This is a genomic window from uncultured Psychroserpens sp. (assembly GCF_947501425.1).
GTDB lineage: Bacteria > Bacteroidota > Bacteroidia > Flavobacteriales > Flavobacteriaceae > Psychroserpens.
This window is the reverse complement of sequence record NZ_CANMVN010000006.1, coordinates 213,149-225,848: the sequence shown is the minus strand read 5'-3', so window position 1 is coordinate 225,848 and position 12,700 is coordinate 213,149. Positions and strand designations below refer to the sequence as shown.

Genomic DNA, 12,700 nt, shown 5'->3' with positions numbered 1-12,700 from the left:
ACAAATGGCAACAAATAGAACATTTACCATGCTTAAGCCAGATTCTGTTGAAAAAGGGAATATTGGTGCAATACTAGAAAAAATTACAGCTTCAGGTTTTAGAATCGTAGCAATGAAACTCACACAAATGACGACTGCTGATGCTCAGGCATTCTACGCTATCCATAAAGAAAGACCTTTCTTTGGAGAGTTAGTAGAGTACATGACTAGAGGACCTATTGTAGCGGCGATCTTAGAAAAAGATAACGCTGTAGAAGATTTTAGAACCTTAATTGGTGCGACTAATCCTGCGGAAGCTGCTGAAGGAACGATCAGAAAATTATACGCAGCATCTATTGGAGAAAACGCTGTTCACGGAAGTGATAGTGATGAGAATGCTGCTATTGAAGGTGCATTCCATTTCTCAGGAAGAGAGATGTTTTAAGCAACCAAAAGCTTATACACTATAAAAAAGCGCAACTTTTGTTTGCGCTTTTTTGGTTTCCTTTAGATATTTACAATGTATGACTATGAAACGCATTTTATATTGTTTATTGATTTTTCCCATCGTACTGTCTGCTCAAATTAATGAGAGCGACACGCTTAAGGTTAAAGCTAATTTATCGATTACTGGATTCTTTCAATCTGGAAATGTGGAAACTGTAATTTTTAGAGCGAAATCGGATATTAGTGTTAAACCCTGGAAAAAATGGGTGTTTAAAACCAATAATTCTTACGTCTATCAGGAGTTTGGAAAGGAAAAAGCCGATGAGGATATCTTGAGTCTGAACTTTTTATATTTCAATCCTGAACGGAAATTATATCCTCTGGCACTCGGATTTGTGAGTACCAATTTCAGACGTAACATTGATGTGCGCTACCTTTTTGGTGGAGGAATAAGTTATCAGGTGTTTAGTAAAAACAAGAACTGGTTGAAACTCTCGCTGACTGGTGAATACGAGCAAACCCATTTTGCTACCTTCGATTTTAATATTGACGAGTATGATGGCAACGAATCCATCAACACCTTACGAAGTACACTTTGGCTCAATGGGAAATATCACCTTTTTAAAGACAAGCTCATTGTAACGCATGAGAGTTATGTTCAGCCGTCTTTAGAGAATAGTAATAATTATAGATGGCGTGCCGATCTTGGTTTAGAACTCCCTGTATGGACATTTTTAAATTTTAAAATCAATTACCTATATACTTTTGAAAGCATCGTGATTGAAGGTCAGAAACGTGAAGATCAGTTTTTAACTTTGGGCTTTACGTTGAAAAGTTATTGATAGTTGCTTTTGTTTTTTTCTGAATACTGTAATGATTACTTTTAAGATCTAAAACCTAAGGATGCAATTTACCTACCACGATACCAACCATACAGAACAGCATATTGACTTACCAATAACAACTGATCAATTTAACACCGTAAAGCTTGAGGTTGAAGGCTCTCGTTTGGACGATATTGATTACTGGTGGGCGTTTTGGGCCATACGCGATTCGCTATTCAAACAATTGCACTTTGATATTCATGCAGCCGAGATCAAAGCCTTTATCAAACGTTTACAGCTCAACCAGTTTGATTTTACAGATCCTAATGCTGACAATACAGTGAAAGTCGTAGATGTGTATTACAACGTCTATTACTGGGATATGGTGTTTGTGGCTGGTGAACCTGGGATTGGCTTGTATGACGGAATCACAAAAGACCGATTAGAACTCCACTTAGAGTTTGATGTAGATGAATTTGAACATCTGCTGGAGCAATTGCTCGATGCGTTTGGTGTTATAGATTATGAGGAATATCAAGAGGAAGATGACCTGGCGACTTTTGAATTGAGTGCCGACGCACTCTTTGTGGAGCTGTTTCGTGAGTGTTGGGCAGACGTTAAAGCCGACACCAAGTCTGATATGATTGGGATGCTGTTTCAAGCGACTGGCATTGGAGACACGACCGACTTAGATACACACGAGGCTGTGGACCAAACTGAAGACGGCTATCGTGAGTATTTGAAGGGTAGAGGGGTGGAGTTGTGAAATTCAAGAAGTCATATACAAGCTAAGAAATTATATCATAAATTGTATTTCCAAGACTTTCAATAAAGTTCACACTTCTAACTGTGTCATTATGAGTAATAGGCTGGAGATTTCCAGTCGACAAATCAAAATCTCCCTCATGAACAATTTGATTTCGTCTTAAGATTATATTTTTTAATTCAGTTTTTAAGTCGTTTTGATTTCTTCCCATTCTGTTAGCTATTACTTGCCATTTGTGTGTTTCCAACCAGATTAAGCTTAATGCTTCATTTATTTTTTCGGGTTCTTGAAATGATAAATGTTTATGTTTACTTGCTATAATCTCTTCAAATATGTATTCTGACGGAGGTATTGTTGCATAATTTATTCGATCGGTTTCATTAATTGTGAAGCTATAGTTTTTATAGGAATTTGTTTTAGACCGCAAACCATTATAAGTTTGTCGCATTCCTATTCTTACCAAATCATGTATAAGTCGATCAAAACTTGAAATTACGTAGACTATTTCACTCCTCAACAAATCTGAAACATCATCCCTTATAAATCCTTGATTTGCAATTAAATGCAGGTAAATACTATCTACGTTTCGAATTCTTATTATTCCAGAATCAAATAACTGTTTAGCTCGTAACATTTTCTTTGATTTCTTCTATTTTGCTTGCAAATTGAATAAACATTTCATCATACTCTGTTCTTTTTCCTATCATTTGTACTAATACAGTACCAGATTTTTCAATTTGATCGTCTGAAAGTGCGTAAACTGGAACTCCAAACTTATGCGATTGTGGTAACAAACTTTGAAAATCAGGAATTTCTGCTAAACAGTAGTTTTCTGGAATTACTGTCTGAGTATAAAGATCATCTTCTAATAGCATATTATACCTTCTTAATTCTGGAGCTAATTCATTTCGAACTACCGCAAGTATCTCATCCATATTATTACGATAAGGAGCTGAAGGTTTTCCACTTCTAATATTGAATCTTTGGATAACTACACCACTAAATTTTGGATTATGGGTTGGAAATGGATAAGAAGAGTTAGCAAAAGATATTCGCATTTGTTGAGAGGCCTGATACCATCTTGGCAGAACATCAGAGAGTGTTCGTACAGCCATTAAAGAAAAAGGATCTGGATTGGTAGGTACTATAAACAAATCCGATATCGAAAAGAAATTTTGATTGATAGCGCTTAGACCAGGGTTTAAATCAATTAGTACATATTCAATATCGTGATGTTCACAACATTTCTCAATTAATGCGTTAAATGCTCCAGGTAAATTTTGCATTGTGGCAAATGCATTATTCGATGTTTGAGAAAAACTTAGTGCTGGTTCTAACTCTGTTAAATTTGGGTGTCCAGGTAATAGAAATAGATTTTCATTATTTGGAACTTCATAGCAATCAAATGATTGAATTGGCTCAGGCTTTCCTTGAAATGCTGAGTTTACTCCATGCATTAGATTTTTATTCTTGGTAGCGTCATCAATGTAGTACTCTTCGAATAATTCCTGCATTATCAAACCTGAAAGATTACATTGTGGATCAGCATCAACTAGTAAAACTCTACTACCTCTTTCAGCTAATTTCCATCCAAGATGAAATGTAGTAGTAGTTTTACTTACTCCTCCTTTATGATTAAAAAATACTATTCTCATTATTTGAATATTTTAAAAATTACTAAAACATATTTCCTAGACCTGATTGAATTTCAATAAACCATATCTACAATCCGACAATATCACAAAATTCTAAACACCAAACAATACGTATATCTACGTATTTTTAATCCTTTTTTACCAGTACACTCAATTGCTTGCCTAACAAGGCCGAGATGCCTGCTGCGAGTCCGCCAATTACTCCTGTTACTGTGATGAGGGTGTATTCACTACCGCCTAAGGTTAAGAGATTGGAGATTTTACGCGATAAGGTAAAGTCGTTTTGCGCAGCACCAACATAAGCATACAGCGTCCAAAACACAAAAATGGCTAGAAACGGCACAAAGAAGACTGCAAATTTTTTCAGGCTAAAAAAGAGACTGGATACAAAACCTGCTACCATCACAGACCACCATGGCAAGAACTGTGCTAAAATTAAAGCGACTATGATTGTGACTACGAAATTTATAATTTGATCTTTACGTTTCATTATTGTGCTGGTGTTAAGGTTTGTGTGGATAGAATAGCGTCTGTAGTTTCGGCATTTTGCATGAATAGCAATTCGTGATACTTGCCCACAGCCCAATCGTCTATAAAATTATCGTAGTATTTACTACCTGGATTTCCAGATTGACCACCTGGATAAATCCCTAAGGCTTTTGGTGGAGAGCTCATTTCAACAATCATTCGCCATGAGGGTCCGTGATTATCGGTCATCGCATTCACGGTATTGCCGTCGCCACCAATAGGTAGATCAAATCGTGAAAATGCTGGTAAGGCCTGAAGCAGGTGACCAACATAGGTCCCTTTATACGCTTGGTAGTTATACTCGCCATTCTCAGCTTTCCAGTCTAGCAATGATTTTGCTGCATCCTTAAAACTCAGTAAAAACAAATCCTGAGCGGTTTCTTGTTCTGGTGTGTCTACAATATCCATAAATTCGTTGGTAGGATCATTGGTCAACATATAAATAGTTTGGTAAGTAAACGGTCGGTCTAAGGCCATATCATCGACTTTATATTCGTCCCAAACACTCATATATAATTTTGGCCACCAGTTTCGCCAGATGCTAGGAGCGAGCTTGTCAATATCACTATTAAAATCCCAATCTTTAATCTGGTTATAGACTTCAAGTTCCTCAGGAGTAAGACCAGAGGTATCCATCGTTTCAAACACATAGGGCAATAATTCCGAAGCTTTTAAATTAAAGGTTTTGTTCTGTAAGGTTTTAAAGTCTTCTACCGAAAACTGATGTTTAGCTCTAAAGAAATCATTAATAATACGACTGCGATAGGTGTCGTATCCATCATTAAACACATAGAACGGATAGCTTTCATCAACAGGATGCTGATTTGCAGAACTCACAAAACCACGTTCAGGATTCTTAGTATGCGGATTGTATTCCTGCGGAATAAAACTCTGCCAATCGTGATCAGGATTAGAGCCATCCATTAAGAATTTCCCTTGACCTTCCCATTTATTTGGAATCAAGCCTTGAATCCATAAAGCAATATCGCCTTCATGAGAGGCAAATACAAAATTTTGAGCAGGTGCCACAAAATGGGTGAGTGCTTTGCGATAATCTTCATAAGTCTTAGAACGGTTGAGTTCTAAAAAAGTACGTTGGGTATTGCCACCTATATGACCAATCCATTTCATAGCATAACCTGAGAGTTCACTATCACTTCTAAAATTATGATCGTAAGTTACTGGTCCGTGATGCGTATAAATCACAGTATCCATAATTGTTTTAGCATCTTTGATTTTAATTTCTTCAATTCGGGCTGTGGTGTTTTTCCATTGTCCGTCATACTTATACTGTGCTCTGGTATCATCTTTAAATTCAATTTTATACCAATCTAAAAGATCACGTGTAGCATTGGTCACACCCCAAGACACATCATTGTTAAATCCGGAGATGATGCCTAAGGCACCAGGCAAAGTCGCTCCCATGGCCGAGTGCTCAGGAGTTCCTAATTGCATAACATACCAGATGGAAGGGAGGTTCAAACTCAAATGCGGATCGTTAGCTAACATTGGGTGACCAGAAACCGATTTCGATCCTGAGACTGCCCAGTTATTACTTCCGTTATTAGGATGTGGTTTTTCCATAGTTTCGGTTACCGAAATCGTATCTGTAGGTAATTCACCAGCAGGTGTTTTGGTTTGTTCCACATCGATAAAACTCCAGTCGGTCTCTTTTGGAATGATAGGGTCGACGATATCAAAATAATCAGGATAAAGCATATCGAAACGCTCTTTTCCGAAGAGTTGCAGCGCATTGGTATATTCTAAATCATGCTCTCTACTCGCTAACATCTTGGTCATATACATAAGAAGTAACGTGGTTTTTTCAACGCTCCAAGCTTCAGGTTTATAATCGAGTAATTTGTATTCCACAGGAAGCGATTTGTCGTCTAGAGAATTGATGTAACTGTTCACACCATCGCTATATGCTTGTATGTAACGCATGGTTTCAGGATCTTCTTGTACTTTCGCTAGATTCTGTTCGGCACCATACACCATACCTAATCGTCGTTGAGCACGATCATAATTGACAGCACCTTCGCCAATAATCTCAGATAAGCGTCCAGCTGCGGCATAGGTTTGAAATTCCAATTGCCAAAGTCTATGTTTTGCAGTGACATACCCTTGCGCTTTATAGAGGTCTTCATCGTTTTGCGCAAAGATATGCGGAATCAAATGTTCGTCGTAATGAATGGTCACAGGTGCTGATAATCCGTCAATTGCAATGTCTCCAGAAATGGATTCGGGAGTGTCATTTTGCCAGACGCCATTGACTGGATCCAGAAATTTTCCGATAGGAGGAATGGACCCAAATTTTGTGTTTAACGCATAAAAAACAACTAAGGTAAGGACCAAAGTTATGATGAGTTTGAAATATTTCATATGGTTGGAACTTTAAGAGCTTGAATTTACTGAATTATTTCGAGAGTTAAAACAATGGTTCAGCTTTCAAAACTAATAATTCGATAAGATCGTTTTGATAATATTTGAATCGGTCTGGAATAGCGAGTACTTTTATTTTTTTTCTGAAATGAGAGCCTCCATTTTCAGTAATTATTTTCCGATGCTTTTCTTCCATTACAATCACTAAGTCAGCCCATTCCATCAAGTCTTCAGTTAATGGCTGTGTACCTTCTTTATGACATATTTTGTGATTTGTTTCAGTAGAATCAAAGTTGTATGATGAGAATTTTTCTGAAAAATAATCTGATGCAGTTTTAGAACGTTGTTTGTTGGCTGAGCAAACAAAGAGAATGTTTTTTATCTAGTATATCTTACCTTAAAACCAACTTTTTAATCACTTCCTTACCAACAGATTCGTTGAGCATATCGATGATTTTTTGTTTTCCGTAGCTCAATTCTTCACGGAGTACACTAGAACTAAGCGAGACATACAGCGTGTCTTTGTCTAACTTGATATCTGTGGTGTAGTTATTAACGCCATTTCCCATCATTTTGGTCCATGCATCTCTCACGTCAACCTTATCTAAGCCTTTTTGTAGCTTATTGGTATCAACAAATTCTTTGAGGATATCGCTTATTGGTAAATGATCATTTTGTCGTTTTGCCATTAGTCTAATTCTAAAGGTTGGTAGCGTTTATAAAGATACACATCTTTATTGGTATTATTAATAATGAGTAATTGCGTTTCGTTGGCATTTAAAACCGTTTCTTTCCAATTTGCATAAGGCGTTTCGTAATAGATATTTAGGCTATCATTCTCTATTTTTATTCGGAACGATTCTGCATCCTTAGAGGTTTCGAACTTACCAGTAAGATTAGGTTTAAGCTTCTTTCTGAAACCTGTTAGGCTGTCTGTGACTTCAATATAATCGATAGTGTCATTATAATTGTAATCGCGTTTTGTACCATCGCTAAGTGTGACTTCATCAATTTCCCAGTAGCCTTCAATATGTGTTACAAATGTTGTAGGATCTGGTGAGCAGCTGGTAAAACTCATCAAAAGGAATACGAGTATAAATGGTCTCATAGTTTAAATATTTTATAAGATTGGTGAATTTGCTTCACGACATCTTCAGTACGCTCAGCATGTGTATCACTAATGAATAGTTGTCCGAAATCGTCATTATCCACCAAACTGATAATCTGAGCCACTCGGTTTTCATCCAGTTTGTCAAAAATATCATCCAGTAATAATAAGGGTGTGACACCACTTTGTTGTTTGATAAAATCGAATTGAGCGAGTTTCAGTGCAATCAAAAACGATTTCTGTTGGCCCTGACTTCCGAATTTTTTAATCGGGTAAGTTTCAATTTGGAAATTAAGGTCATCCTTATGAATACCAACACTGGTGTATTGTAATGCCTTGTCTTTATTAATGACTTTGGCCAATAGCGAATTTAAATCATCATCAAATAGATCACTTTTATAGACTAAGTTAACCTCTTCATTGCCGTTACTAATAGCCTGATAGCGAGCTTTAAAAATAGGAATAAAGACTTTTAGAAATTCATCACGTGTTTTGAAAATCTCGGTTCCGTAGGTGTGTAATTGCTCGTTATAGACCTCTAAGGTTTGTGCATTAAAGGTATTATTAAGTGCAAAATATTTGAGTAAGGCATTACGCTGAGATAATACTTTATTGTAACTGATCAGGTTATTAAGGTAAGTTTTATCGCTTTGAGAGATGACACTGTCAATAAACTTTCGTCTGGTATCACTACCTTCAATAATCAGGTCACGATCAGCAGGAGAGATGATGACTAGAGGAATAAATCCAATATGATCACTAAATTTTTCGTAGGCTTTGGCGTTGCGCTTGATCATTTTCTTTTGTCCGCGTTTTAACGAAACAACGATCTTTTCGGTTTTATCGTTTTTGGTGAAAATACCATCCACCACAAAGAAGTCTTCGTTGTGCTTAATATTTTGCGTCGCTACAGGATTAAAGTAACTTTTTCCGAAGGATAAATGATAGATAGCGTCTAGCGCATTGGTTTTACCAACACCGTTAGAACCGACAAAACAGTTAATTTTAGCATCAAATTCAAAATCCTGACTTTCAAAATTTTTGTAATTAACTAAGCTTAACGTGTTTAAAATCATAAAACTAATAGAGAATATTGGTATTTGGTCGTGTTTATTGTAACAGGAAGTAAAAATAACAAATAATTTACCTTTTAAATCCCAATAAAAATTTTATTTTTGCGGGCACAAATACAGAATTATGGCAACATATAAGAAAAGAGGATATAAGCCGAAGCCAATTAAGGAAAAAGGCGAAAAGATAGACGTTTTAGAACAAGACTCAACAACAGCTGAAGTATTTAATACTTTAGATGAAAGTGCTAACAAAGCAGAGGATTGGGTTGCTAAGAATCAGAAAGGGATTTTTGTTGTTGTAGGATTAGCAGCATTGATTGTTCTTGGGTACTTAGGATACAACAAATACATTGCAGAGCCAAAGGCTGAAGAAGCAATGAATGAGATGTACACTGCACAAAAGTATTTTGATGAAGCTGTAAACGCAGCGACAGGAAAAGATTCTTTATATAATCTGGCTCTTAAAGGAGGAGAAGGTAAATTTGGTATGGTAGAAATTGCAGACCAATACAGTGGAACACCTGCTGGAAATTTAGCAAACTACTATGCTGGTATGGCGTATTTAAATACTAAAGATTACACAAATGCTGTAAAGTATTTAAGTGGTTTTAGTAGTGATGACAATGCCTTAAGTCCGATTGCTAAAGGAGGTTTAGGAGATGCTTTCGTTCAGTTAGAGCAATTACCTGAAGCCTTAGAATATTACGAGCAAGCAATTAAAGCTGCTGGTGATAATAGCTATACAGCACCTTTATATTTATTTAAAGCAGCCAATGTAGCACAGACTTTAGGTAACTCAGAAAAAGCCTTAGAGTATTACAAACGAATTAAATCTGATTTTTCATTATCAGATCAAGCTACAAATATTGAGACATTTATTGGTAGAGCAGAAGCTAGCAAATAATTAATTAATTTGAAGCATTATGGCAACTGCAAATCATAATCTATCAAACTACGATAAAGACACGATCCCAAACGCGAAGAATTTTCGGTTTGGGATTGTTGTTTCTGAATGGAATGACACTATTACAAATGGTCTTTTTCAAGGCGCTTACGATGCACTAATTGACTGTGGTGCTTTACCTAATAACATTCTGAAATGGGATGTGCCTGGAAGTTTTGAACTTATCTATGGTTGTAAGCATATGATTAAGCATCAAGTAGATGCAGTAATTGCTATTGGATGTGTGATACAAGGAGAAACCAAACACTTCGATTTTGTTTGTGAAGGTGTTACTCAAGGCATCAAAGATCTAAATGTCAATAGCGAAACACCTGTTATTTTCTGTGTGTTAACAGACAATACCATGCAGCAATCTATTGACCGTTCAGGAGGAAAGCATGGTAATAAAGGCACTGAAGCTGCTATAGCTGCTATCAAAATGGCTGATCTACGTCGAAACAAATAGCCATTGTATTTGCTTTTAAAATTTCCGAAGAAACTACTATTTGTTAACAATTTTTAGGACTTAAAAGGTCTATTTTCCTAGTAAATTCTGTACTTTTGAAATATAACATGAGTATATTCGATAGGTTTTAAATATGCTCAGAGACTAGATGAGTATTGAGTTTGTTTCAACAGCGTAAAAATAAACGCTTTAATTACATACCAAGACATCTTAAAGACACTCAAAAAGACGACGATCTTAAGTCGCACTGGGAATCTGTAAGAGGTCAAGGGAAGCATAAAAAACGGCGAACCATTTCGCTTCCTGTGCTTTTAGTAGTTTTAGGTATGATAATTGCACTATGGTTTATTTTAACTCACTACGAAAAATCATAGCATTATGGGAATTTTAAATACAAGAAAAAACAAGCGTTACAATTACCAGCCTCGTTATTACAAGGGAGAAGGTAATCCTTTTGAACTCAAGCATAAGTTTGACGATTTTCGAGTTACAGCAGGTGATAATAAGGGATTGAAAACAAAGCTCAACAATGCTGTTGAAGATTACAAATACAATAGTGACAAGAGTGGCGCTAATCGACGTGTGCTAATCATTATTGGTGTTTTAATTCTAGTCTTTTTGTTCATCATAGATTTCGACCTATCCATATTTTCTATTAATCGCTAATGTCAGACATCATTCAATTGTTACCAGATCATGTTGCTAATCAAATTGCAGCAGGTGAAGTTGTACAACGACCAGCTTCGGTTGTTAAAGAATTATTAGAAAACGCTATAGATGCAGGCGCTAGTTCTATAAAATTAATCATTAAAGATGCAGGTAAAACCTTAATTCAGGTCATAGACGATGGCAAGGGGATGAGTGTTACTGATGCACGACTCAGTTTTGAACGTCATGCGACGTCTAAAATACGTTCTGCGGAAGACCTGTTCAGTATAAATACAAAAGGGTTTCGAGGTGAAGCCCTAGCGAGTATTGCTGCTATTGCGCATGTGGAGTTAAAAACTAAGCAAGAGCAAGATGAGCTTGGAACGCTCATAGAGATTGAAGGTAGTACGATCAAAAATCAAGAGATGACTGTGACGCCTAAAGGCACCTCACTGTCAGTTAAAAACTTATTCTTTAATATTCCGGCACGACGTAACTTTTTAAAATCGAATACTGTAGAGCTTAGGCATATCATTGATGAATTTCATCGTGTAGCTTTGGCACATCCAGATATAACATTTGCTATGTTTCACAATGGAAGTGAGAATTTTAATCTTCCAGTGAGTAATTACAGACAACGAGTGGTTAATATTTTTGGAGGAAAAACCAATGAAAAACTAGTTCCTGTAGAAGAAGAAACCGAAGTACTTAAAATTTCCGGATTTGTTGGTAAACCCGAATTTGCAAAGCGCACTAAAAGCGAACAATTCTTTTTTGTCAATAACCGTTTTATAAAAAGTGCTTATTTAAATCATGCTATCAATTCAGCCTATGAAGGTTTGATTAAGGATGGAAGCCATCCAAGTTATTTTTTGAATTTAACGGTAGATCCTAAAACTATTGATATCAACATACATCCTACAAAAACCGAAATTAAGTTTGATGATGAACACACGCTATATGCTATTTTGCGTTCCTCTGTAAAACATAGTTTAGGACAATTTAATATTGCGCCAGTTTTGGATTTTGAGCGTGATAATAATTTGGATACGCCTTACGATTATAAAAACAAGCATGCCTCAACTCCTACAGTAGAAGTAGATCGAAGTTTTAATCCGTTTCAAGAGGATAAATCTGTGTCCAAATCTGCTGGCTCATCCTCAACATCTTACAGAAAGGAGCCAGCTGGGCAATGGGAAAGTTTATATGTAGGATTAGAATCGAAAGGCACCAAGACAGAACGAAACTTTAGTGAAGTAGAATATGAGAGTCAGCCAGAACACACATCGCTATTTACAGAAGACAAGCAAGTAGAGTCTGCGCAAACCACATATCAGCTGCATAATAAATATATCATTAGCACTATAAAATCGGGTATGATGATCTTGGATCAGCATCGAGCGCATCAACGTATTCTATACGAAGGGTTTTTAAAGCATCTAACAGTAAAAGAAGCTGTAAGTCAGCAATTACTATTTCCATTGACACTGGAGTTTTCTTCCACTGAAATGGAGCTTTTACAGCAGTTAAAAGAAGATTTAGAACATACTGGATTTATATTTTCCTCGTTTAAGGATAAAGCCATTGAGATCACAGGTGTTCCTGTAAATGTTCCAGAAAGCGAAGTCTCTATTATTTTGGAGCAATTGATTAGTGATGTAGAACAAGAAGTACCAGACAGTAATTTTAGTGCGACTGACCTTTTAGCGAAGTCGATGGCTAAAAGTCTTGCGATTAAAACAGGGCAATCATTAACGCCATTAGAACAAGAACATTTGGTCAATAGTTTGTTTGCGTGTAAAGAGCCATCAGTTTCACCTACAAATAGAGTTACATTCATCACGATGAGTGTTGATGATTTTGATAAAAAATTCGTGTAAA

Annotated in this window: 16 protein-coding genes; 8 read left to right on the top strand and 8 right to left on the bottom strand. The window is 36.3% G+C overall.

Annotation, left to right across the window (positions count from 1 at the left end; all coding sequences use genetic code 11):
• The first annotated feature begins 4 nt into the window (after window positions 1-4).
• From Q0951_RS11045 to Q0951_RS11035, 3 genes are all read left to right on the top strand, one after another.
• A complete protein-coding gene (locus Q0951_RS11045; protein ID WP_298901600.1) occupies window positions 5-424 on the top strand; it encodes a nucleoside-diphosphate kinase in 420 nt (139 codons plus the stop codon).
• Window positions 425-509: 85 nt separating this feature from the next.
• Entirely contained in the window at window positions 510-1,268 is a 759-nt protein-coding gene (locus Q0951_RS11040) for a DUF481 domain-containing protein (RefSeq protein ID WP_299336832.1), read from the top strand.
• A gap of 61 nt (window positions 1,269-1,329) precedes the next feature.
• Window positions 1,330-2,016: a hypothetical protein gene (locus tag Q0951_RS11035; RefSeq protein WP_299336831.1), complete on the top strand. Its 687-nt coding sequence runs from the start codon at window positions 1,330-1,332 to the stop codon at window positions 2,014-2,016.
• Between the two features lie 22 nt (window positions 2,017-2,038).
• On the opposite strand, the gene Q0951_RS11030 is transcribed toward Q0951_RS11035, so the two are convergent.
• The 8 genes from Q0951_RS11030 to Q0951_RS10995 all read right to left on the bottom strand — a co-directional run bounded on the left by Q0951_RS11030 (window position 2,039) and on the right by Q0951_RS10995 (window position 8,765).
• A complete protein-coding gene (locus Q0951_RS11030) occupies window positions 2,039-2,650 on the bottom strand; it encodes a HEPN domain-containing protein (RefSeq protein ID WP_299336830.1) in 612 nt (203 codons plus the stop codon).
• Window positions 2,637-3,671 carry a ParA family protein gene (locus Q0951_RS11025; RefSeq protein ID WP_299336829.1) on the bottom strand — a complete coding sequence of 345 codons (1,035 nt, stop codon included), beginning with the start codon at window positions 3,669-3,671 and terminating at the stop codon, window positions 2,637-2,639. The genes Q0951_RS11030 and Q0951_RS11025 overlap by 14 nt, the downstream gene beginning before the upstream one ends.
• A gap of 127 nt (window positions 3,672-3,798) precedes the next feature.
• Window positions 3,799-4,161 (bottom strand): hypothetical protein, encoded by a 363-nt coding sequence (locus Q0951_RS11020; RefSeq protein WP_299336828.1) that lies wholly within the window; start codon window positions 4,159-4,161, stop codon window positions 3,799-3,801.
• Window positions 4,161-6,581, bottom strand: a complete 2,421-nt coding sequence (locus Q0951_RS11015) for a penicillin acylase family protein (RefSeq protein ID WP_299336827.1) — start codon at window positions 6,579-6,581, stop codon at window positions 4,161-4,163. Before Q0951_RS11015 ends, Q0951_RS11020 begins: the two co-directional genes overlap by 1 nt.
• Before the next feature lie 46 nt (window positions 6,582-6,627).
• On the bottom strand, window positions 6,628-6,804 hold the full coding sequence (locus tag Q0951_RS11010; RefSeq protein ID WP_299336826.1) for a hypothetical protein: 177 nt from the start codon (window positions 6,802-6,804) through the stop codon (window positions 6,628-6,630).
• Window positions 6,805-6,973: 169 nt separating this feature from the next.
• Window positions 6,974-7,270 (bottom strand): DUF721 domain-containing protein, encoded by a 297-nt coding sequence (locus Q0951_RS11005; protein ID WP_299336825.1) that lies wholly within the window; start codon window positions 7,268-7,270, stop codon window positions 6,974-6,976.
• Entirely contained in the window at window positions 7,270-7,689 is a 420-nt protein-coding gene (locus tag Q0951_RS11000) for a hypothetical protein (protein WP_299336824.1), read from the bottom strand. Before Q0951_RS11000 ends, Q0951_RS11005 begins: the two co-directional genes overlap by 1 nt.
• The gene (locus Q0951_RS10995; RefSeq protein WP_299336823.1) at window positions 7,686-8,765 is read right to left on the bottom strand and encodes a DNA replication/repair protein RecF; all 1,080 of its coding nucleotides are present in this window, start codon (window positions 8,763-8,765) and stop codon (window positions 7,686-7,688) included. Before Q0951_RS10995 ends, Q0951_RS11000 begins: the two co-directional genes overlap by 4 nt.
• 121 nt (window positions 8,766-8,886) lie before the next feature.
• Between Q0951_RS10995 and Q0951_RS10990 the strand changes: the two genes are divergently transcribed.
• The 5 genes from Q0951_RS10990 (at window position 8,887) to mutL (ending at window position 12,699) form a co-directional block, all read left to right on the top strand.
• Window positions 8,887-9,666: a tetratricopeptide repeat protein gene (locus Q0951_RS10990; protein ID WP_299336822.1), complete on the top strand. Its 780-nt coding sequence runs from the start codon at window positions 8,887-8,889 to the stop codon at window positions 9,664-9,666.
• A 19-nt stretch (window positions 9,667-9,685) separates the two neighbouring features.
• On the top strand, window positions 9,686-10,171 hold the full coding sequence (gene ribH / locus Q0951_RS10985; RefSeq protein WP_299336821.1) for a 6,7-dimethyl-8-ribityllumazine synthase: 486 nt from the start codon (window positions 9,686-9,688) through the stop codon (window positions 10,169-10,171).
• A 155-nt stretch (window positions 10,172-10,326) separates the two neighbouring features.
• Window positions 10,327-10,545 (top strand): hypothetical protein, encoded by a 219-nt coding sequence (locus Q0951_RS10980; RefSeq protein WP_299336819.1) that lies wholly within the window; start codon window positions 10,327-10,329, stop codon window positions 10,543-10,545.
• Between the two features lie 4 nt (window positions 10,546-10,549).
• Window positions 10,550-10,837, top strand: coding sequence for a riboflavin synthase subunit beta (locus Q0951_RS10975; protein ID WP_299336817.1), 288 nt, complete (start codon window positions 10,550-10,552; stop codon window positions 10,835-10,837).
• Window positions 10,837-12,699 (top strand): DNA mismatch repair endonuclease MutL, encoded by a 1,863-nt coding sequence (mutL, locus tag Q0951_RS10970; protein WP_299336815.1) that lies wholly within the window; start codon window positions 10,837-10,839, stop codon window positions 12,697-12,699. The genes Q0951_RS10975 and mutL overlap by 1 nt, the downstream gene beginning before the upstream one ends.
• The last annotated feature ends 1 nt before the right edge of the window (window position 12,700 follow it).

What these genes read in the sequence shown, in the direction of transcription:
- Q0951_RS11040 (WP_299336832.1), top strand. Translation starts at nt 510, where the DNA reads ATGAAACGCATTTTATATTGTTTATTGATTTTTCCCATCGTACTGTCT.
- Q0951_RS11025 (WP_299336829.1), bottom strand. Translation starts at nt 3,671, where the DNA reads ATGAGAATAGTATTTTTTAATCATAAAGGAGGAGTAAGTAAAACTACT.
- Q0951_RS10975 (WP_299336817.1), top strand. Translation starts at nt 10,550, where the DNA reads ATGGGAATTTTAAATACAAGAAAAAACAAGCGTTACAATTACCAGCCT.
- Q0951_RS10990 (WP_299336822.1), top strand. Translation starts at nt 8,887, where the DNA reads ATGGCAACATATAAGAAAAGAGGATATAAGCCGAAGCCAATTAAGGAA.
- Q0951_RS11020 (WP_299336828.1), bottom strand. Translation starts at nt 4,161, where the DNA reads ATGAAACGTAAAGATCAAATTATAAATTTCGTAGTCACAATCATAGTC.
- ribH (WP_299336821.1), top strand. Translation starts at nt 9,686, where the DNA reads ATGGCAACTGCAAATCATAATCTATCAAACTACGATAAAGACACGATC.
- Q0951_RS11045 (WP_298901600.1), top strand. Translation starts at nt 5, where the DNA reads ATGGCAACAAATAGAACATTTACCATGCTTAAGCCAGATTCTGTTGAA.
- Q0951_RS11010 (WP_299336826.1), bottom strand. Translation starts at nt 6,804, where the DNA reads ATGGAATGGGCTGACTTAGTGATTGTAATGGAAGAAAAGCATCGGAAA.
- mutL (WP_299336815.1), top strand. Translation starts at nt 10,837, where the DNA reads ATGTCAGACATCATTCAATTGTTACCAGATCATGTTGCTAATCAAATT.
- Q0951_RS10995 (WP_299336823.1), bottom strand. Translation starts at nt 8,765, where the DNA reads ATGATTTTAAACACGTTAAGCTTAGTTAATTACAAAAATTTTGAAAGT.
- Q0951_RS11015 (WP_299336827.1), bottom strand. Translation starts at nt 6,581, where the DNA reads ATGAAATATTTCAAACTCATCATAACTTTGGTCCTTACCTTAGTTGTT.
- Q0951_RS11035 (WP_299336831.1), top strand. Translation starts at nt 1,330, where the DNA reads ATGCAATTTACCTACCACGATACCAACCATACAGAACAGCATATTGAC.
- Q0951_RS11005 (WP_299336825.1), bottom strand. Translation starts at nt 7,270, where the DNA reads ATGGCAAAACGACAAAATGATCATTTACCAATAAGCGATATCCTCAAA.
- Q0951_RS11030 (WP_299336830.1), bottom strand. Translation starts at nt 2,650, where the DNA reads ATGTTACGAGCTAAACAGTTATTTGATTCTGGAATAATAAGAATTCGA.
- Q0951_RS11000 (WP_299336824.1), bottom strand. Translation starts at nt 7,689, where the DNA reads ATGAGACCATTTATACTCGTATTCCTTTTGATGAGTTTTACCAGCTGC.